Here is a 17,435-nt window from a genome sequence, read left to right as displayed (position 1 = left end):
TTTTCTCTTATTATCGGTGACCATCGGACAATACACCGCACACCCGCCCAATCAACCACTGCAACCCAGAATCACCACCCCGCCGCACATGCCAGGCGAGCTCAAAAGCAAACGAGGGAATATGAAACGGCGGTGGCACGGTCAGCAAATGTTGATGGTCGATATTCAGTAAACCCCGGGACGACACCGTCAAAATCAGATCCGTGCCCTCGATCAACTGAGGCGCCACGCCCCAGTGTGGCAGGCTGATTGCCACATGCCGCCGTTCACGTATCGCAGCCAGTGCCCGTTCGATTTCCGGCGTACCGCTGCCGCGCATCTCCAACAGTACATGTGGGCGTGACAGGTAAGTCGGCAGGTCCAGCGCACCGCTGGGTGCAAGGCTGTGGCGGTCGACCAGGCAGGTGTAATGCTCTTCGAACAATGGCGTCGTACACAGTTCGGCGGGCATGTCGGGGAATACGCCCGCCGCCAGGTCGAGATCGCCATTGAGCACGCCGTCAACCATACCTTCGCGGCTGGCCTGGATGATCTGCAGGTCGATGCCCGGCGCTTCGCTGCGCAGGACGCGGACCAATCCAGGTAGGAGGATCGCTGCGCTGTAGTCTGACATCGCCACGCGAAAGCGGCGCTTGGCCGAGGTGGGGTCAAAACGATTCGGCGCCAATAATGCCTGCACCTGGCCCAGCGCTTCGGCCAATGGCGCTGCCAACTCCAGAGCCCGAGCCGTGGGCACCAGCGCGCCGCCCTGACGCACCAACAGCGGGTCGCCAAGCATATCGCGCAGCCGGGCCAACGCGTGGCTCACCGCCGGCTGACTCAGGTGCAGGCGCTCGGCGGCGCGGGTCACGTGTTGCTCGCTGAGCAAGGCGTCGAGGATCACCAGCAGGTTAAGGTCGATGCGGCGTAGATCATTCATCAGCTGCATGGTCTGTATAAGAACTTGGAATTTAAATCTGCGCGACGAATAGCCTAGAGTCCAGCGAAACTTCTGGGAGCATGGAGATGAGCGTGTTGCATTGGATGGGTTTGTTAGCGCTGGCGGTGATCGCCGGAGCCGTGGTGCCGTTTCAAAGTGCAATCAACGCTAATCTTGGGCGCGGCCTCGGCCATCCATTGTGGGCCACCTTGGCGTCGTTGCTGGTAAGTATCATCGTGCTGCTGCCAGTGATTATCGCTTTGCGTCTGCCCTTGCCGAGCCTGACGTTTATCACCAAGGCTCCGTTGTGGATGTGGGCCGGTGGCGCCTTCGGCGTCTGTTTTATTTCACTGGCGTTGATGCTGCTGCCCAAACTCGGCGCGTCAGGGTTTATTGCGTTGGCGATGGCCGGGCAGATTCTCGCCTCGTTGCTGCTCGACCATTTCGGCCTGTTCGGCCTGGTACAACGCCAACTGACAACGCCGCGGGTGTTGGGCGCGTTGCTGCTGATCGGCGGCGTGGCATTGATCCAGTTCAGTGGCGCTCAGCCGCCAGGCGATTGATCTGGGCCTGCTCTACCACCGGCTGCGGCGCGCCCAGGCTCGCGGCCTGTAACATTGCCCGGCCGACAGTCTCGGTGCTCACCACCCAAGCCGGTTTTACCCGCCGCACAAACGAAAGCACCGGCCCCAGCACGCTATAAAAAGCTTGATACACGGGGGTATTCGAGCGCACGCCGTGCAACGGCTGAATGATCCCCGGACGGAACAGGTACACCGCCTTGAACGGCAGGCGCAGCAAGGCGTTTTCCGTCTTGCCCTTGACCCGCGCCCACATCAATTGGCCCGTCTCGGAACTGTCCGTGCCGGCGCCGGAAACGTAGATAAAGGTCATCTGCGGATTAAGCCGCGCCAGGGTACTGGCAGCTACCAGGGTGAGGTCATAGGTGAGGTGGGTATACCGGGCTTCGTTCATGCCCGCCGACGAGACACCGAGGCAGAAGAAACACGCATCAAACCCTTGCAGCAGGTTCTCCAGGGGCTGTAAGTCGAGCATGTCGCTGTGCAGCACCTGGTGCAGCTTGCTGTGTTGCTGGGTCAGGGGCGTACGGCCGACGGCCACCACTTCCTGCACATCCGCCGCCAGCAGGCACTCGCGCAGCACGCCTTGGCCGACCATGCCAGTGGCGCCGAATAACAGAACTCTCATTAGGTAACCTCAGCGGCACGCCGCAAGCTTGCTCAAGTAGAACGCGTTGAGCGTGTAGCTTAACGCCTGCCGCCTGAGGCTGCCCTATCAAAACGCGCTACGAAATATCTCCTCAATCTGACGCTGATCCGCCCGACGTGGGTTGGTCAGCCCGCACGCGTCCTTCAGCGCGTTGGCGGCCAGCACTGGGATGTCCTGCAACTTGGCACCCAGCTCACGCAGGCCGGTGGGGATTTCCACGTCCTGGGACAACCGACGGATTGCCGCAATGGCGGCCTGGGCGCCCTCCTCCACGGTGATGCCCTTGATGTCCGCGCCGAGGGCGCGGGCCACGTCGCTCAGGCGCTTGGCACTGACGCTGGCATTGAAGCTTTGTACGTGGGGCAGGAGCACGGCGTTGCAGACGCCATGGGGCAAGTCGTACAGACCGCCCAGTTGGTGAGCCATGGCATGCACAAATCCCAGGGACGCGTTGTTGAATGCCATGCCGGCGAGGAACTGCGCGTAAGCCATGTTTTCCCGTGCGGCCATGTCGTTGCCGTCGCGCACCGCCAGGCGCAGGTTGGCACTGATCAGCTCGATGGCCTTGATCGCACAGGCGTCGGTGATCGGTGTGGCGGCGGTGGACACGTAGGCTTCGATGGCGTGGGTCAGCGCATCCATCCCCGTGGCGGCGGTGAGGCCCTTGGGCATACCGACCATCAGCGCCGGGTCGTTGACCGATAGCAGCGGCGTGACGTTGCGATCGACGATGGCCATTTTCACGTGACGGGTTTCGTCGGTGATGATGCAAAACCGCGTCATCTCGCTGGCGGTGCCGGCGGTGGTGTTGATGGCGACCAGTGGCAGTTGCGGCTTGCTCGACTGGTCAACGCCTTCATAGTCGCCGATGCGTCCACCGTTGGTGGCGCACAAGGCGATGCCCTTGGCGCAGTCATGGGGCGAGCCGCCGCCCAGGGACACCACGAAATCGCAGGCCGTCTGTTGCAACAGCGCCAGCCCCTTCTCGACGTTTTCCACCGTGGGGTTGGGCTTGGCGCCGTCGTAGATCACCGAGTCGATATCCTGCATCGCCAGCTTCTCGGCGATCATGCTGGCCACGCCAGCCTTGGCCAGGCCGGTGTCGGTAACGATCAAGGCTTTACGAAAGCCGTAGGCGCGAATGGCGGTCATGGCTTCGTCGAGGCAGTCGCTGCCCATGATGTTGACGGCGGGGATGAAGAATGTGCTGCTCATGGTCGATCCTCAGAGGCTTTATGCCGACAGAATCCACCGGTACCGCATGGCGCATCTTGATCAGGATCAACTTCAGCTCGTGATAAAGTCACCCTCCAGCCGATTTCGAGTAGACCCGCCGCAATGAAGGATTTCCAGGATATTGACGCCCACCTTGAAGACTGGAGCGCCCTGCGCGACGCCATCGACTTCAACGGGATTCTGATCGGCAACGGCGCCAGCCGCACGATCTGGGAAGACTTTGCCTACGACTCGCTGTTTGAAAACGCTCGCACCGTTGAAGAAAAACCCCTGAGCCAATCCGAACTCAGCGTGTTCGATGCCCTGCAAACCCGCAGTTTCGAGCAAGCCCTGGGCGCCTTGAAAACCACCAGCCGGGTCAACAAGGCCCTGGCGGTCAGTTCGGCGGCGCCGCGTAATCGCTATTACGCGATCAAGGAAGCGTTGATCAACACCATTCACACCGTACACATCCCCTGGCGCCTGGTGCAGCCATCGACCCTGGCAACGATCAACAATGAGTTGGCACGCTACGCCACCGTCTTCACCAGCAACTACGATTTGCTCAACTACTGGGCAATCCTGCACACGCCCGGGATCGACGACCTGTTCCGCAGCGCCGATTCAAGCTTCGACCTGCGCAATACCCACACCGACACCACGCGCATTCTCTACCTGCACGGCGGCCTGCATCTGGTGCGCAACCTTGACGGCACAGCGCGCAAACTGCCGTCCACCGACAACACCTTGCTCAGCAGTTTCGCGATCAACAACACGATCAAGACGCTGGACGATGTGCCGCTGTTCGTCAGTGAAGGCAAGGTGGAAGAAAAGCTCAAGAGCATTCGCAGTTCGGATTATCTGTCGTTCTGTTATGAGCAGTTGCTGAGCCATGAAGGCGCGTTGTGCATTTTCGGCCATGACTTGGGGCCGCAGGATAAACACTTGGTGGATGCGATTCGCCAGGCCGGTATCACCACCCTGGCGATCTCGGTGTCGGGGCGCACTGATGGCTTTATTCGTCAGCAGAAGCAGCGGTATTCAGAGTTGTTTGAGGGCAGTGGCGCAACGCTGAGATTCTTTGCAGCGCGCACGCATGCGTTGGGTAATCCAGTGCTGTCAGTACCGGTCGAACGCTGAGCAAAATGTGGGAGCGGGCTTGCTCGCGAATGCGGTGGGTCAGTCAACATTTTCAGTGACTGACACTGCGCTTTCGCGAGCAAGCCCGCTCCCACATTTGATTGCATTTCAAATCGGGATCAGCGTCATTCCTCAGCGCTGTGCACCACCACCAGCAACTGCGCCTGCACCTCTCCCACAGAGCGAATCCGGTGGGGTTTCTGCGCATTGAAATGCAGCGCATCGCCGCGCTCCAACAGCACCCGCTCGCTCATGAAATCCACTTCCACCTGGCCTTCATGCACGAACAAAAACTCTTCCCCCAAATGCTCCTTGAAGGTCTTGTCGGTAAACTCCGCCGGCGGGTAGATGATGAACGGCAACAGGCTGCGCTCGCTCACCTGATGGGCAAGTACCGCATAACCCGGTGACGTGTCGGGCCGTTCATGGCTGCGCACCAGGCTGTAGCTGTCGAGGCTGACGTTGCCTTCGCTGAACAGCTCTTCGACTTTCACGTTCAGCGCCTTGGCCAGTTTCAGCGCAGCAGCAATGGACGGTGTGTTGAGCCCACGCTCCACTTTCGACAGGTAACTCTTGGTCATCCCGGATTTTTCGGCCAGGGCCTCCAGGGTTACGCCAAGTTTTTTTCTCAGTAATTTCAAACGGATAGACATTTGCTGCGGTTAATCCATGCAGAAAGCGATGAGCCGTGCTTGCTAATGACACAAGGTGTCATATAGCATCTTTAGTGTCATTTGCAGTCACCCAACGACCTTGCGAGCAGCGGGCGAGCAGCAAATCCGACGTCCATTGAACTACCCAAAGGACACCGATATGGCCAAGACATTAGCACTCCCAAAAGACCAACTGGTCAAGCAAGCCCTGAGCCAGATGCAAAACAGCCTGGCAGATAATACGTGGACCGAGCGCCAAAAGCTGGCGCTGACTTGCCGAATTCTGTTCGAACACGGCCACGACTCCGGCCTGGCCGGGCAAATTACCGCACGCGGGCCTGCGCCTGGCACCTACTACACTCAGCAACTGGGCCTGGGTTTTGACGAAATCACCGCCAGCAACCTGCTGCTGGTCAACGAAGACCTGGAAGTGCTCGAAGGTCATGGCATCCCCAACCCGGCCAACCGCTTTCACACCTGGGTGTACCGCGGGCGCCCGGATGTAAACTGCATCATCCATACACACCCCACGCACATTGCTGCGCTGTCGATGCTGGAAGTGCCGTTGCAGGTGTCGCATATGGACCTCTGCCCGCTGTATGAAGATTGCGCGTTCCTGGAGGCCTGGCCCGGCGTGCCGGTGGGCAATGAAGAGGGGGAAATAATCACCACGGCGCTGGGCGACAAGCGCGCCATCCTGCTCTCGCACCACGGCCAGTTGTCCACCGGGGCCAGCATCGAAGAAGCCTGTGTCATTGCGCAGTTGATCGAGCGGGCGGCCAAGTTGCAGTTGCTGGCGATGTCCGCGGGCACCGTCAAGCCGATCCTGCCAGAGCTGGGGCGCGAGGCCCACGACTGGATTTCCAAGCCCAAGCGCCACGGCGCTGCGTTCAATTACTACGCGCGGCAGAATCTGCGTAAACATGCCGATTGCCTGAACTGATCGCCCCCCTTTTTTCGACCGGAGTTTTCCCATGTCCAATCCAACTATTCACGGCATCATCGGCTACACCATCACCCCGTTCAGTGCTGATGGCCAGCGTGTTGACTTCGACGCACTCGGGCGTTCTATCGAGCGCTTGATCGACAGCGGCATCCACGCTATCGCGCCGTTGGGCAGCACCGGCGAAGGCGCTTACCTGAGCGATGCCGAGTGGGACGAAGTCAGTGCCTACAGCATCGAGAAAGTCGCCAAACGCGTACCGACCATTGTCAGCGTGTCCGACCTGACCACCGCCAAGGCCGTTCGCCGTGCGCGCTATGCCGAGGCGCACGGTGCCGATGTGGTCATGGTGCTGCCCGCCTCATACTGGAAACTCAGCGAAGCGCAAATCCTCGCCCACTACGCCGCAATCGGCGACAGCATCGGCGTGCCGATCATGCTCTACAACAACCCGGCCACCAGCGGTACCGACATGTCGGTGGAGTTGATCCTGCGCATCCTCAAGCAGGTCGACAACGTGACCATGGTCAAGGAGAGCACGGGCGACATCCAGCGCATGCACCAGTTAAAACTGGAGAGTGACGTGCCGTTCTACAACGGCTGCAACCCGCTGGCCCTGGAAGCCTTCGCGGCCGGTGCCAAAGGCTGGTGCACCGCGGCGCCGAACTTGATCCCCCAACTCAATCTGGACCTGTATCAGGCAGTGCTGGCCAATGACTTGAATAAAGCGCGAGAGCTGTTCTACCGACAGTTGCCGTTGCTGCAATTTATCCTCAAGGGCGGGTTGCCGACGACGATCAAGGCCGGGTTACGCCTGACTGGATTGGAGGTGGGGGATCCCAGGTTGCCGGTGTTCCCGCTGGGTGAGGCGGGGATCGAGCAACTCAAAACACTTCTGAAATAAACCCAGGGCCTGTGTGGGAGGGGGCTTGCTCCCTCCCACAGTTGAATTGAGTACAGCCTTTAAATAGAGACAAATAGCAATAATTCTCGATATCATTCACGACCTTTCCACCTCGTGCTTCGTCAAGAAGGATATCCATGTCTCGTCCCAAGCCCGACCCGTCGTCGGCCGATGCCTGTCGCGGGTTTTATGCAGATATTCTGTATTTCCTGCGTAAACGCACGGACAACGCCAGCGACGCGGCGGACATGACTCAGGATGTCTTTACCCAGTGGCTGGGCTACCGCGACCGAGCCAAGGTCGAGCAGCCCCGGGCGTTTCTGTTCCAGATGGCGCGCAATCTGTTGCGCGATCACTGGCGCAAACAGAAGGTACGGCACACCGCCCATCCCGATCACGCCGAAATGGATACCGAGCCGGTCACCGACGAACAGCACGACCCCATGGCCGCCGCCCTGCGCCTGCAACGCCTGGAACAGTTGAAAGAAGTCCTCGCCGAACTCTCGCCCCGCCGGCGAGAAGCCCTTATGCTGCACCGCTTCGAAGGCTTGAGCCAGGCACAGATCGCCGAACGCATGGGCATTTCGACCAGCATGGTAGAAAAGCACATTGCCTTGGCCCTGCTGCATTGCAAGCGACGCCTTCAATCCGACCCCGGCACGGAGCAGCCAGAATGAACCGCCTGAGCGACATCGACGCCCTGGACAGCCAAGCGAGCGACTCCATCGACGCCCAGGCCGCCAGTTGGTTTGCACGCAACCGCAACGCTGCCAGCCGTGCCGACCGCAAAGCCTTTGCCGCCTGGCAGGCGGTGCCAGCCCATGCGCGTGCCTATGCCGAATTCGAACAGCTGTGGGCCGACCTGGCCCAGTTGCAACAACTGAACAAACCGCTGCCGCTGGCCAAACGCAAACGCCCCCTCTGGCGCCCAGCCCTTGCGGTGGCCGCTGCCGTGCTGTGCGCCGTGTTGGCGACCCACATCGGCGCGCCCCGCGAGCTGTATCACACCCAGGTCGCCGCTCATGCCAAAGGTATGCGTACCTTGAACCTGCCCGATGGCAGCACCCTGTACGTGAATGCCAACACCCGCATCCGCGTGGACTTCAGCGCCCATCAACGTGTCGTGCATCTGGACAAAGGCCAGCTGTATATCGAAGTGGCGGCCGACAAGGAGCGGCCACTCTACGTGCAAGCCGGCGAGTCGATCATACGGGTGGTGGGCACTGGTTTTGACGTGCGTCGCGGCCAGCAGCAACTGGTGGTGAGCGTTGCCCATGGCCAGGTGGCGTTCGAGCCGGACAGCAAAAGCCCCACCACCCTGCTCGGCGCCCGGCAACGTGCCGCTTACAGCTACGCCAAAGGCACCCTGCAACAACAAACCCTCAGCGCTGAAGAAGTGGCCGATTGGCGCAGCGGGCATTTATCGTTTCGCAATCGCGAACTGGCCAGCCTGATCGACGAGCTGAGCCTGTACCGTCCCCAGGCGCCGTTGCAGGTCAGCAAGGCCGTGGCGCAACTCAAGGTGTCGGGCAACCTGGATGTGAATGACCCCGATGCCCTGCTCAACGCCTTGCCCGCCCTGTTGCCGGTAAAAACCGTGGTCTTGGCCGATGGCAGTGTGAAAATCGAGCCGAGCAAATAGCCTGCATAGTGCCACATGAGAATATTTTGCATTCGCATGTGTGGTTTTTTTGGTCTGCCCCGTCTTCCTCCTGTCCGTGTTTGATACGCACACCTTTTTGGCTATTTAGCCGCTCCGGGGGATTTCATGTTTCGCGCGCCTCGCCACGCTTCGCACCTGTTTCTTCGACCCACGCTCCTGGCCACGTGCCTGGCCTTCAGCCTCAACGCCCAGGCCGAGTCGTTCACCCTGCACCTGCCGGCCCAGTCACTGGCCACGTCCCTGAGCCTGGTGGCACAGCAGGCGAAAATCCAGCTGCTGTTCGATGAAAGCCTGCTCAAAAACCTGAAAGCGCCGGCGCTCGACGGTGACTACACCGCGGAAGTAGCGATTCGCTCCCTGCTGAAAAACGGCGAGTTCACCCTGATCAAGGTCGGCAGCACCTACGTAGTGCGCCCCGATGAGGGCAAGGCCACCAGCAGCGCCGCGATCCAGCTGGACACGCTGAGCGTGATCGGCACCGGCAACGAAGTGAACGCCAGCACCGTCAGCCGCTCCACCCTGACCCAGGCCGATATCGACCGCTACCAGTCCAATAACATTCCGAGCCTGTTGCAGACCCTGCCCGGTGTCAGCCAGGGCGGCTCGCTCAAACCTGGCGGGCAGACCATCAACATCCGTGGTTTCGGCGATGCCGAAGACGTGCCGTTGACCGTGGACGGCGCCACCAAGACCGGCTTTGAGCGCTACCAGCAAGGCACAGTGTTTATCGAACCCGAGCTGATCAAGCGCATCGAAGTGGAAAAAGGCCCCAACTCGCCGTTCACCGGCAATGGCGGCTTCGGCGGCACCGTCAACATGATCACCAAGGACGCCCCGGACCTGCTCCAGGACGGTCGCAACAGCGGCGCGATGCTCAAATACGGCTACTCCAGCAATGATCATGAACAGGTCTACAGCGGTGCCGTGTATGGCCGCACCGACGATGGCCGTTTCGACGCCCTGGCCTACCTGACCCAACGCGACGGCGGCGATATGAAGGTGGCCGCCAAGTTGCCCAACGACAACAACGAGTACCCGATCAACCCCCAGCGCTTGCCCAACAGCGCGCAGGATGTGGACGGCAAGTTGTTCAAGGTCAACGCGTACTTCACCGATGAGCAGAGTGTCGGCCTGTCGTACTCGCGTTCTCACAGCAACCGCTGGACACCGTTTTCCGCCGCGAGCTACCCGACGCCGCCTACCCAGTTCAACATCGACCGCTACGGCTACGAAGGGGCCTTGAAGCGCTTCCTCGCGCACCGCGATACGGTCGATACCACGTGGTCGGGCAAGTATCACTACCAGCCGCTGGATAACCCGCTGGTGGACCTCACCGTCAAATATTCCCAGTCCAATACCGAACAGACCGACGAGCGTGACGCCACCGCGTTTTTCCAACTGGCTACCGGCGGGCGCAAGATGGACACCGCCTACACCGACAAAAACCTCGACATCCGCAACGTCAGCTTGTTCGACACCGGGCCCTTGCAGCATGCGGTGACCGTCGGCGGGCAGATCCGCAAGCACATCCGCGAAACCGAAATGTGGATGCCCGGCACCACCTACAACACGCCGCGCTACAACTATGGGCACTTCCAGCCGGGCTTCATGCCCCAAGGCAAGGTCGATACCAACAGCTTCTTTATCCAGGACGCGGTAACCCTCGGCGATGTGACGATCACGCCGTCGCTGCGCTATGACCACGTGCGCAATCGCGGCGAGGGCAACGATGCGCCCTACTACAACAACCCCGACCCCGCGGTTGGCCACGATTACAGCGACCGCACCTACACCGGCTGGTCGCCACGCCTGGCGCTGTTCTGGACCGTGACGCCGAATGTGGGGTTGTTCGCCAACTGGAGCCAGACCTGGCGCGCCCCGGTGATCGACGAACAATATGAAGTACAGGGCCTGGGCAGCCGCACCGCGACCAGCGTGGACCTGGACCCGGAGCGCATCACCTCGATCACCCTGGGCAACATCACCAACTTCGACAACCTGTTGGTCCAGGACGATAACCTGCAACTGCGCACTACCCTGTTCCACAACAAGATCGAAGACGAAATCTTCAAGGCCACCGGCGTGGGCTGCCAGAACCAGGCCATCAACGGCGGCAGCATCTCCTCAGCGTGCCCGCCGGGACCGATGTCCAACTATCGCAATATCGGTGGCATGACCATCAAGGGTGTCGAACTCGAATCGATCTATAACTCCACCTACCTGTTTGGTTCGGTATCGTTTGCCTATGCCAAGGGCCAGCACCAGGGCGCCTACACCAACCCCTGGGGCCCGGATGTGGCGGCGCGGGATATCCCGCCGACCAAATGGGTGCTGGTACTGGGCACCAACATCCCGGCCTGGGATGCCCAGGTGGGCTGGATGGGTCAATTCATCGGCGCTACCGACCGCTTGCCCAGCGACAAATACTCCGGTGGCCCGGGCTCCGGCGTGGGCGACCGGTTCTTCGACCAGTACGGCAACAAGCGTTACAACACCCAGGGCCTGTTCGCCAAATGGAAACCGCAGCAGGCTTACCTCAAAGGCACCGAGGTGAACTTCACGGTGGACAACCTGTTCAACGAAAACTTCCGCCCGGCGTTGAGCGGCGACCGCGCCTATACCAAGGGGCGCGATGCGAAGATCAGCGTGACGCGATTCTTCTGACCACACACGCATTCCAAATGTGGGAGCTGGCTTGCCTGCGATAGCCGTGGTACAGCCACCATCGTCATCGCAGGCAAGCCAGCGCCCACAGGGAACGCGCTCACTTCAGGCCAGGTAGCCATCCCCGCTCAACAGGGTTTCCAGGCAGTGCTCAGTGATGTGGTAGAACGCCTTGAGCTCCTGGATTTTCACCAGCAACTGCGCGTTGTCCAAAGGCTGCGCACGCTTGACCGCAAGAATCATCTTGTTCTTGTTGGTGTGCTCCAGCGAGATGAACTCGAACACCTTGGTCTCGTAGCCACAGGCTTCCAGGAACAACGCACGCAAGCTGTCGGTGACCATTTCTGCCTGCTGGCCCAGGTGCAGGCCGTATTGCAGCATCGGCTTGAGCAGCGCCGGGCTCTGGATCTGCAGGCGGATCTGCTTGTGGCAGCATGGCGAGCACATGATGATCGACGCGCCGGAGCGGATGCCGGTATGGATCGCGTAATCGGTGGCGATGTCGCAGGCATGCAGGGCGATCATCACGTCCAGCTCGCTCGGCGCCACACTGCGTACGTCCCCGCACTTGAACACCAGCCCCGGGTGCTCCAGGCGCGCGGCAGCACTGTTGCACAGGGTGACCATGTCTTGGCGCAATTCAACACCGGTAACCTCGCCCTCGGCCTTGAGGGTATTGCGCAGGTAATCATGGATGGCGAAGGTCAGGTAGCCCTTGCCCGAGCCAAAATCGGCAACGCGCACCGGTTGGTCGAGTTTCAACGGCGACGACGTCAGCGCATGGCTGAACACTTCGATGAACTTGTTGATCTGCTTCCACTTGCGCGACATCGATGGAATCAGTGCCTGCCTGGCATCGGTCACCCCAAGATCGGCGAGAAACGGCCGGCTCAGGTCGAGGTAGCGGTTCTTCTCACGGTTATGCTCGGCCGACGGTGCTTCGCGCAGTTGTTGCGGTTTGCTTTTGAACAGCGAGCTTTTGTTCTTCTTGCTGTATTCCAGCTGGGCTTCGTCAGTCAGCGACAGCAAGTGCGCGTTCTTGAATGACGCAGGCAACAGCTCGGCAATCACCGCCACGCCGTCGGCCGAGGGGAAATTCTTGGTGATGTCGCGGGTCTTGTAGCGGTACACGAAGGACAGGCACGGCTGGTCTTTGACGGTGACCGGCTTGATGATCAGCCGTTGCAGCTCGGCTTCCTCACCGACGTACTTGGCCAGCACCAGCTTGATAAAGGCGTTTTGCGCAAGGCTTGCGCTCAGCAATTGGATGAACTGGGCGTGATGATCCGGCGCAGGGTTGGCGGGTTGAGCGGTGACGGACATGAACAAAAACGCCTCGGGCAAAGAATGCCGGGCATTTTAGGGGGGATAGGGGTTCAGGGCACGGGGTTATTTGATCAACGGTCAGTTCCAGCAGCCACAGTAGATCCAAATGTGGGAGGGGGCTTGCCCCCGATATAGGTGGATCAGCCAACAGATTCATTGACTGGTGCACCGCCATCGGGAGCAAGCCCCCTCCCACATTTGCAACTGAGTTGGCCGGGTTATTCGAGTACCACCAGGCGATTGGGTAGCTCATTGCGCGTTTGCGTCACTGGCACATGCACCTTGAGCAACTCGCCGCACGCCTCGATGCACGCAATAAACCCGGCCAGCGTCTGCCCCTGTTTCACCTGCTGGGTGAACGTCTTGACGATGGCGTCCCAACTGCTGTCATCCAGGCGTTTGGAAATGCCGTCATCGACGAGGATCTCCACGTAGCGTTCCGCCTCGCTGACAAATATCAGCACGCCAGTGCTGCCCAACGTGTGATGCAGGTTCTGCTCCAGAAACTGCCGACGCGCCAGGTTAGAGGCGCGCCAGTGGCGTACGGAGCGAGGAATCAGGCGGGTGGTGACCTTGGGCAAGCGAAACACCAGGCACAACACAATAAACGTCGCCCATTGCGCCAACAGCAAGGTGTACATGGTCAGGTAGCCCGACAAATAATGCACCACGCCCGGCACCACCAACGCGATCAGGCTGGCCCACAGCAACGGGATGTAGGCGTAGTCGTCGGCACGCGCCGCCAGCACGGTCACCAGCTCTGCGTCGGTGTTTTTTTCGACCCGGGCAATTGCTTCGGCGACTTGGCGCTGCTCATGTTCAGTCAGTAATGCCATGGTTGTAGATGCTCTTTTCTCGTTATTGTCATTACCAGCCGCCCGAAGCCCCGCCACCGCCGAAGCCACCACCGCCGCCACGGAAACCACCGCCACCGCCGCCCCCACCACCACCGCGGCCGCTGCTGCTGAGAATGGCCAGCAGGATAGCGCCTACCGGCAAGCCCATGCGATTGCACAGCCACAACACGCCGATCAGCAGGATAAACAGGCCGATGGAAAATCCGGGATTATCCTTGGCGAAATTCGCATCCGCCACATGGGCGGGCACCGCCAGGGGTTCACCGCCCACCACCTGGATCATCGCCGCCACGCCGTCGCTGATGCCCTGGCTGAAATTGCCGGTCTTGAACTTGGGCAGGATCACCTGGTTGATGATCACCCAGGACTGCGCATCCGTCAGCACGCCTTCCAGGCCGTAACCGACTTCGATGCGCAATTGGCGCTCATCACGGGCAACGATCAACAGCGCGCCGTTGTCCTTGCCCTTCTGGCCGATGCCCCATGCGCGCCCCAATTGATAACCGTAGTCTTCAATCGGAACGCCCTGCAGGTCGGGCACGGTGACCACCACAAGCTGGTCACCGGAGGTCTGCTCCAGCGCCTGCAGCTGTTGAGTGAGCTGCTGGCGCGTTGCCGGGTCGATCATCTGGGCGTTGTCCACCACCCGCCCGGTCAGTGCCGGGAAGGTCAGGGCCGCCTGGGCCATGCCCATGCAGGCCAGTAGCCAGAATGCCAGGCCTATCCGTAATAAACGCATCGACACCTCAAGGCAGCGTTATTTGAATTTCACCTGCGGCGCCTTGTCGGCATCGGCGCTGGTGGCTTCAAACGTGGCGCGGATCGGCAAGTCGCTGTACATCACGCTATGCCACAGACGGCCCGGGAAAGTACGGATTTCGGTGTTGTACGCCTGCACGGTCTGGATGAAATCACGACGGGCCACGGCGATACGGTTCTCGGTGCCTTCAAGCTGGGATTGCAAGGCCAGGAAGTTCTGGTTGGCCTTGAGGTCCGGGTAACGCTCGGACACTACCATCAAACGGCTGAGTGCGCCGCTCAAGCCATCCTGGGCTTGCTGGAACTGCTTGAGTTTTTCCGGGTTGTCGAGGGTGCTGGCGTCCACCTGGATCGAGGTGGCCTTGGCCCGCGCTTCGATCACGGCGGTGAGGGTCTCCTGTTCGTGGGCGGCATAGGCCTTCACCGTTTCCACCAGGTTGGGGATCAGGTCGGCGCGGCGTTGATACTGGTTCTGCACCTGGCCCCAGGCCGCCTTGGCCTGTTCGTCCAGGGTCGGGATGTTATTGATGCCGCAACCGCTCAGTACGGTGCTGATCAATAGCAAAGCCGCGGCCTTGAAGCCCCAACGGTAAGTCTGTGCTGCTTGCATGGTGTTTCTCCTGCCCAATCTTGATGGAATTTGACGACTAACCCTATAAACCACGCGCTTGGGGCATAATCCGCCACCACTGGAATGCATCGAGCCAATCAGCTACAAAGATGCCCAGCGCGAAAAAGAGTTCAGAGTGTGCTGCATTTATCTGAACAACACCCGAACAACAATAGACGTTCCCCACATTTTGGCCGACAGCATGCGTTTAATGCTGCGCAGTAGCCGAAAAAGGATATTCATGAAAAAGCTGTGTTTGCTCGGCCTTGTTGCCACGCTGGCCACCCACCCCGTCTGGGCAGAAACAAAGCCTGCTGCGCTTAAAGACAAGGACGCCTTCGTCAGCGACCTGCTCAAGCAAATGACCCTGGACGAAAAGATCGGCCAATTGCGCCTGATCAGCATCGGCCCGGAAATGCCCCGCGAGATGATCCGCAAGGAAATCGCCGCTGGCCGCATCGGTGGCACCTTCAACTCCATCACTCGCCCGGAAAACCGTCCGATGCAGGACGCGGCCATGCGCAGTCGCTTGAAGATCCCGATGTTCTTCGCCTATGACGTGATCCACGGCCACCGCACCATTTTCCCGATCAGCCTGGCCCTGGCCTCCAGCTGGGACATGGACGCCATCGGCCGCTCCGGGCGCATCGCCGCCCAGGAAGCCGCTGCCGACAGCCTCGACATCACCTTCGCGCCGATGGTCGATATCTCCCGCGACCCGCGCTGGGGCCGTACCTCCGAAGGTTTCGGCGAAGACACCTACCTGGTCTCGCGGATTGCCGAAGTCATGGTCAAGGCGTTCCAGGGCGCAAGCCCGGCGAATGCCGACAGCCTGATGGCCAGCGTCAAGCACTTCGCCCTGTATGGCGCGGTGGAAGGCGGGCGCGACTACAACGTGGTCGACATGAGCCCGGTCAAGATGTACCAGGACTACCTGCCGCCCTACCACGCGGCGATCAAGGCCGGTTCCGGCGGCGTGATGGTCGCGTTGAACTCGATCAACGGCGTGCCCGCCACCGCCAACACCTGGCTGATGAACGACCTGCTGCGCAAGGACTGGGGCTTCAAGGGCCTGACCGTCAGCGACCACGGCGCGATCTTCGAGTTGATCAAGCACGGCGTGGCCAAGGACGGGCGCGAAGCCGCCAAGCTGGCGATCAAGGCCGGCATCGACATGAGCATGAACGACTCGCTGTACGGCAAGGAATTGCCCGGCCTGCTCAAGTCCGGCGAGATCGAACAGAGCGACATCGACAATGCCGTGCGCGAAGTGCTCGGCGCCAAGTACGACATGGGCCTGTTCAAGGACCCGTACCTGCGCATCGGCAAGGCCGAGGATGACCCGGTCGACACCTACGCCGACAGCCGCCTGCACCGCGCCGAGGCCCGCGACATTGCGCGCCGTAGCCTGGTGTTGCTGAAAAACCACAACGACACCCTGCCGCTGAAAAAATCCGCGACCATCGCGCTGGTCGGCCCGCTGGCCAAGGCGCCGATCGACATGATGGGCAGTTGGGCGGCTGCCGGCCGACCTGCGCAATCAGTGACCCTGCTCGACGGCATGAACGCCGTGATCGGCGAAAAGGGCAAAGTGATCTATGCCCGCGGTGCCAACATCACCGGCGACAAGGCGGTGCTCGACTACCTCAACTTCCTCAACTTCGATGCTCCGGAAGTGGTGGATGACCCACGCCCTGCCCAGGTATTGATCGACGAAGCGGTGAAAGCGGCGAAGAACGCCGACGTCATCGTCGCGGCCGTGGGCGAATCCCGTGGCATGTCCCACGAGTCGTCGAGCCGTACCGACCTGAACATCCCGCAAAGCCAGCGCGACCTGATCAAGGCCCTCAAGGCGACCGGCAAGCCGTTGGTGCTGGTGCTGATGAACGGCCGCCCGCTGTCGATTCTCGAAGAGAACCAACAGGCTGACGCGATCCTGGAAACCTGGTTCGCAGGTACCGAAGGCGGCAACGCCATCGCCGACGTGCTGTTCGGGGACTACAACCCGTCGGGCAAGCTGCCGATCACCTTCCCGCGTTCGGTAGGGCAGATTCCCACCTACTACAACCACCTGACCATTGGCCGGCCGTTCACCCCAGGCAAGCCGGGCAACTACACCTCGCAGTACTTCGATGACACCACAGGTCCCCTGTTTCCCTTTGGCTATGGCCTGAGCTACACCCAGTTCAGCCTGTCGGACATGGCACTGTCGTCCACCACCCTGAACAAGACCGGCAAGCTCGACGCCAGCGTCACCGTGAAGAACACCGGCAAGGTCGATGGCGAAACCGTGGTGCAGTTGTATATCCAGGATGTGGCCGGCTCGATGATCCGCCCGATCAAGGAGCTGAAGAACTTCCAGAAGGTCATGCTCAAGGCCGGCGAAGCGCGCACGCTGCATTTCACCATCACCGAGGACGACTTGAAGTTCTACAACGCCCAGCTCAAGTTCGCGGCGGAACCGGGTGAGTTCAATGTGCAGATCGGGCTGGATTCCCAGGATGTGCAGCAGCAGACCTTTGAACTGCTCTAACGCCTGACGCGGTCAAAAA

The 17,435-nt window shown here is 60.6% G+C and carries 16 protein-coding genes; 8 read left to right on the top strand and 8 right to left on the bottom strand.

What is annotated here, in order from left to right; genetic code table 11:
- Positions 1-10: 10 nt before the first annotated feature.
- Positions 11-928 carry a LysR substrate-binding domain-containing protein gene (locus tag E3O56_RS09870; RefSeq protein WP_177464402.1) on the bottom strand — a complete coding sequence of 306 codons (918 nt, stop codon included), beginning with the start codon at positions 926-928 and terminating at the stop codon, positions 11-13.
- Positions 929-1,005: 77 nt separating this feature from the next.
- Here E3O56_RS09870 and E3O56_RS09865 point away from each other — a divergent pair, with 77 nt between their 5' ends.
- Positions 1,006-1,482, top strand: a complete 477-nt coding sequence (locus E3O56_RS09865; RefSeq protein ID WP_032877293.1) for a DMT family transporter — start codon at positions 1,006-1,008, stop codon at positions 1,480-1,482.
- Here the strand turns inward: E3O56_RS09865 and E3O56_RS09860 are convergent.
- Both E3O56_RS09860 and yiaY read right to left on the bottom strand, forming a co-directional pair.
- A complete protein-coding gene (locus E3O56_RS09860; RefSeq protein ID WP_248128144.1) occupies positions 1,454-2,128 on the bottom strand; it encodes an NAD(P)H-binding protein in 675 nt (224 codons plus the stop codon). The two genes, E3O56_RS09865 and E3O56_RS09860, sit on opposite strands and share 29 nt — an antisense overlap.
- Positions 2,129-2,215: 87 nt before the next feature.
- Positions 2,216-3,364 carry an L-threonine dehydrogenase gene (yiaY, locus tag E3O56_RS09855; protein ID WP_103733492.1) on the bottom strand — a complete coding sequence of 383 codons (1,149 nt, stop codon included), beginning with the start codon at positions 3,362-3,364 and terminating at the stop codon, positions 2,216-2,218.
- A gap of 123 nt (positions 3,365-3,487) precedes the next feature.
- Between yiaY and E3O56_RS09850 the strand changes: the two genes are divergently transcribed.
- Positions 3,488-4,504 (top strand): DUF4917 family protein, encoded by a 1,017-nt coding sequence (locus E3O56_RS09850; protein WP_248128143.1) that lies wholly within the window; start codon positions 3,488-3,490, stop codon positions 4,502-4,504.
- 125 nt (positions 4,505-4,629) lie between these two features.
- On the opposite strand, the gene E3O56_RS09845 is transcribed toward E3O56_RS09850, so the two are convergent.
- Positions 4,630-5,157 (bottom strand): XRE family transcriptional regulator, encoded by a 528-nt coding sequence (locus E3O56_RS09845; protein ID WP_005785945.1) that lies wholly within the window; start codon positions 5,155-5,157, stop codon positions 4,630-4,632.
- Positions 5,158-5,317: 160 nt separating this feature from the next.
- Between E3O56_RS09845 and E3O56_RS09840 the strand changes: the two genes are divergently transcribed.
- From E3O56_RS09840 to E3O56_RS09820, 5 genes are all read left to right on the top strand, one after another.
- Positions 5,318-6,100, top strand: a complete 783-nt coding sequence (locus E3O56_RS09840) for an aldolase (protein WP_005785944.1) — start codon at positions 5,318-5,320, stop codon at positions 6,098-6,100.
- 31 nt (positions 6,101-6,131) lie between these two features.
- Entirely contained in the window at positions 6,132-7,004 is an 873-nt protein-coding gene (locus tag E3O56_RS09835) for a dihydrodipicolinate synthase family protein (protein WP_078820521.1), read from the top strand.
- 137 nt (positions 7,005-7,141) lie between these two features.
- Positions 7,142-7,681, top strand: a complete 540-nt coding sequence (locus E3O56_RS09830; RefSeq protein ID WP_032877298.1) for an RNA polymerase sigma factor — start codon at positions 7,142-7,144, stop codon at positions 7,679-7,681.
- Entirely contained in the window at positions 7,678-8,646 is a 969-nt protein-coding gene (locus E3O56_RS09825) for a FecR domain-containing protein (RefSeq protein WP_248128142.1), read from the top strand. The genes E3O56_RS09830 and E3O56_RS09825 overlap by 4 nt, the downstream gene beginning before the upstream one ends.
- 126 nt (positions 8,647-8,772) lie before the next feature.
- Positions 8,773-11,331, top strand: a complete 2,559-nt coding sequence (locus E3O56_RS09820; protein ID WP_248128141.1) for a TonB-dependent receptor — start codon at positions 8,773-8,775, stop codon at positions 11,329-11,331.
- A 105-nt stretch (positions 11,332-11,436) separates the two neighbouring features.
- On the opposite strand, the gene E3O56_RS09815 is transcribed toward E3O56_RS09820, so the two are convergent.
- From E3O56_RS09815 to E3O56_RS09795, 4 genes are all read right to left on the bottom strand, one after another.
- Positions 11,437-12,654: an SAM-dependent methyltransferase gene (locus tag E3O56_RS09815; protein WP_248128140.1), complete on the bottom strand. Its 1,218-nt coding sequence runs from the start codon at positions 12,652-12,654 to the stop codon at positions 11,437-11,439.
- Positions 12,655-12,875: 221 nt separating this feature from the next.
- A complete protein-coding gene (locus E3O56_RS09810; RefSeq protein WP_005785935.1) occupies positions 12,876-13,493 on the bottom strand; it encodes a TPM domain-containing protein in 618 nt (205 codons plus the stop codon).
- A 31-nt stretch (positions 13,494-13,524) separates the two neighbouring features.
- Positions 13,525-14,253, bottom strand: coding sequence for a TPM domain-containing protein (locus tag E3O56_RS26805; protein WP_032877302.1), 729 nt, complete (start codon positions 14,251-14,253; stop codon positions 13,525-13,527).
- 18 nt (positions 14,254-14,271) lie between these two features.
- Complete coding sequence (locus E3O56_RS09795) at positions 14,272-14,883, bottom strand: LemA family protein (protein ID WP_032877303.1); 612 nt, start codon at positions 14,881-14,883, stop codon at positions 14,272-14,274.
- Positions 14,884-15,124: 241 nt separating this feature from the next.
- Here E3O56_RS09795 and bglX point away from each other — a divergent pair, with 241 nt between their 5' ends.
- Entirely contained in the window at positions 15,125-17,416 is a 2,292-nt protein-coding gene (gene bglX / locus E3O56_RS09790; RefSeq protein WP_032877304.1) for a beta-glucosidase BglX, read from the top strand.
- Positions 17,417-17,435 lie beyond the last annotated feature (19 nt).

It is taken from the genome of Pseudomonas sp. W2Aug9, assembly GCF_023127755.1.
Lineage (GTDB): Bacteria > Pseudomonadota > Gammaproteobacteria > Pseudomonadales > Pseudomonadaceae > Aquipseudomonas > Aquipseudomonas synxantha_A.
The sequence above is the reverse complement of the archived record's forward strand: the minus strand, read 5'-3'. Positions and strand labels throughout refer to the sequence as shown.

Coding starts and splice junctions, on each gene's coding strand:
- E3O56_RS09870 (WP_177464402.1), bottom strand. CDS start 928: ATGCAGCTGATGAATGATCTACGCCGCATCGACCTTAACCTGCTGGTG.
- E3O56_RS09865 (WP_032877293.1), top strand. CDS start 1,006: ATGAGCGTGTTGCATTGGATGGGTTTGTTAGCGCTGGCGGTGATCGCC.
- E3O56_RS09860 (WP_248128144.1), bottom strand. CDS start 2,128: ATGAGAGTTCTGTTATTCGGCGCCACTGGCATGGTCGGCCAAGGCGTG.
- yiaY (WP_103733492.1), bottom strand. CDS start 3,364: ATGAGCAGCACATTCTTCATCCCCGCCGTCAACATCATGGGCAGCGAC.
- E3O56_RS09850 (WP_248128143.1), top strand. CDS start 3,488: ATGAAGGATTTCCAGGATATTGACGCCCACCTTGAAGACTGGAGCGCC.
- E3O56_RS09845 (WP_005785945.1), bottom strand. CDS start 5,157: ATGTCTATCCGTTTGAAATTACTGAGAAAAAAACTTGGCGTAACCCTG.
- E3O56_RS09840 (WP_005785944.1), top strand. CDS start 5,318: ATGGCCAAGACATTAGCACTCCCAAAAGACCAACTGGTCAAGCAAGCC.
- E3O56_RS09835 (WP_078820521.1), top strand. CDS start 6,132: ATGTCCAATCCAACTATTCACGGCATCATCGGCTACACCATCACCCCG.
- E3O56_RS09830 (WP_032877298.1), top strand. CDS start 7,142: ATGTCTCGTCCCAAGCCCGACCCGTCGTCGGCCGATGCCTGTCGCGGG.
- E3O56_RS09825 (WP_248128142.1), top strand. CDS start 7,678: ATGAACCGCCTGAGCGACATCGACGCCCTGGACAGCCAAGCGAGCGAC.
- E3O56_RS09820 (WP_248128141.1), top strand. CDS start 8,773: ATGTTTCGCGCGCCTCGCCACGCTTCGCACCTGTTTCTTCGACCCACG.
- E3O56_RS09815 (WP_248128140.1), bottom strand. CDS start 12,654: ATGTCCGTCACCGCTCAACCCGCCAACCCTGCGCCGGATCATCACGCC.
- E3O56_RS09810 (WP_005785935.1), bottom strand. CDS start 13,493: ATGGCATTACTGACTGAACATGAGCAGCGCCAAGTCGCCGAAGCAATT.
- E3O56_RS26805 (WP_032877302.1), bottom strand. CDS start 14,253: ATGCGTTTATTACGGATAGGCCTGGCATTCTGGCTACTGGCCTGCATG.
- E3O56_RS09795 (WP_032877303.1), bottom strand. CDS start 14,883: ATGCAAGCAGCACAGACTTACCGTTGGGGCTTCAAGGCCGCGGCTTTG.
- bglX (WP_032877304.1), top strand. CDS start 15,125: ATGAAAAAGCTGTGTTTGCTCGGCCTTGTTGCCACGCTGGCCACCCAC.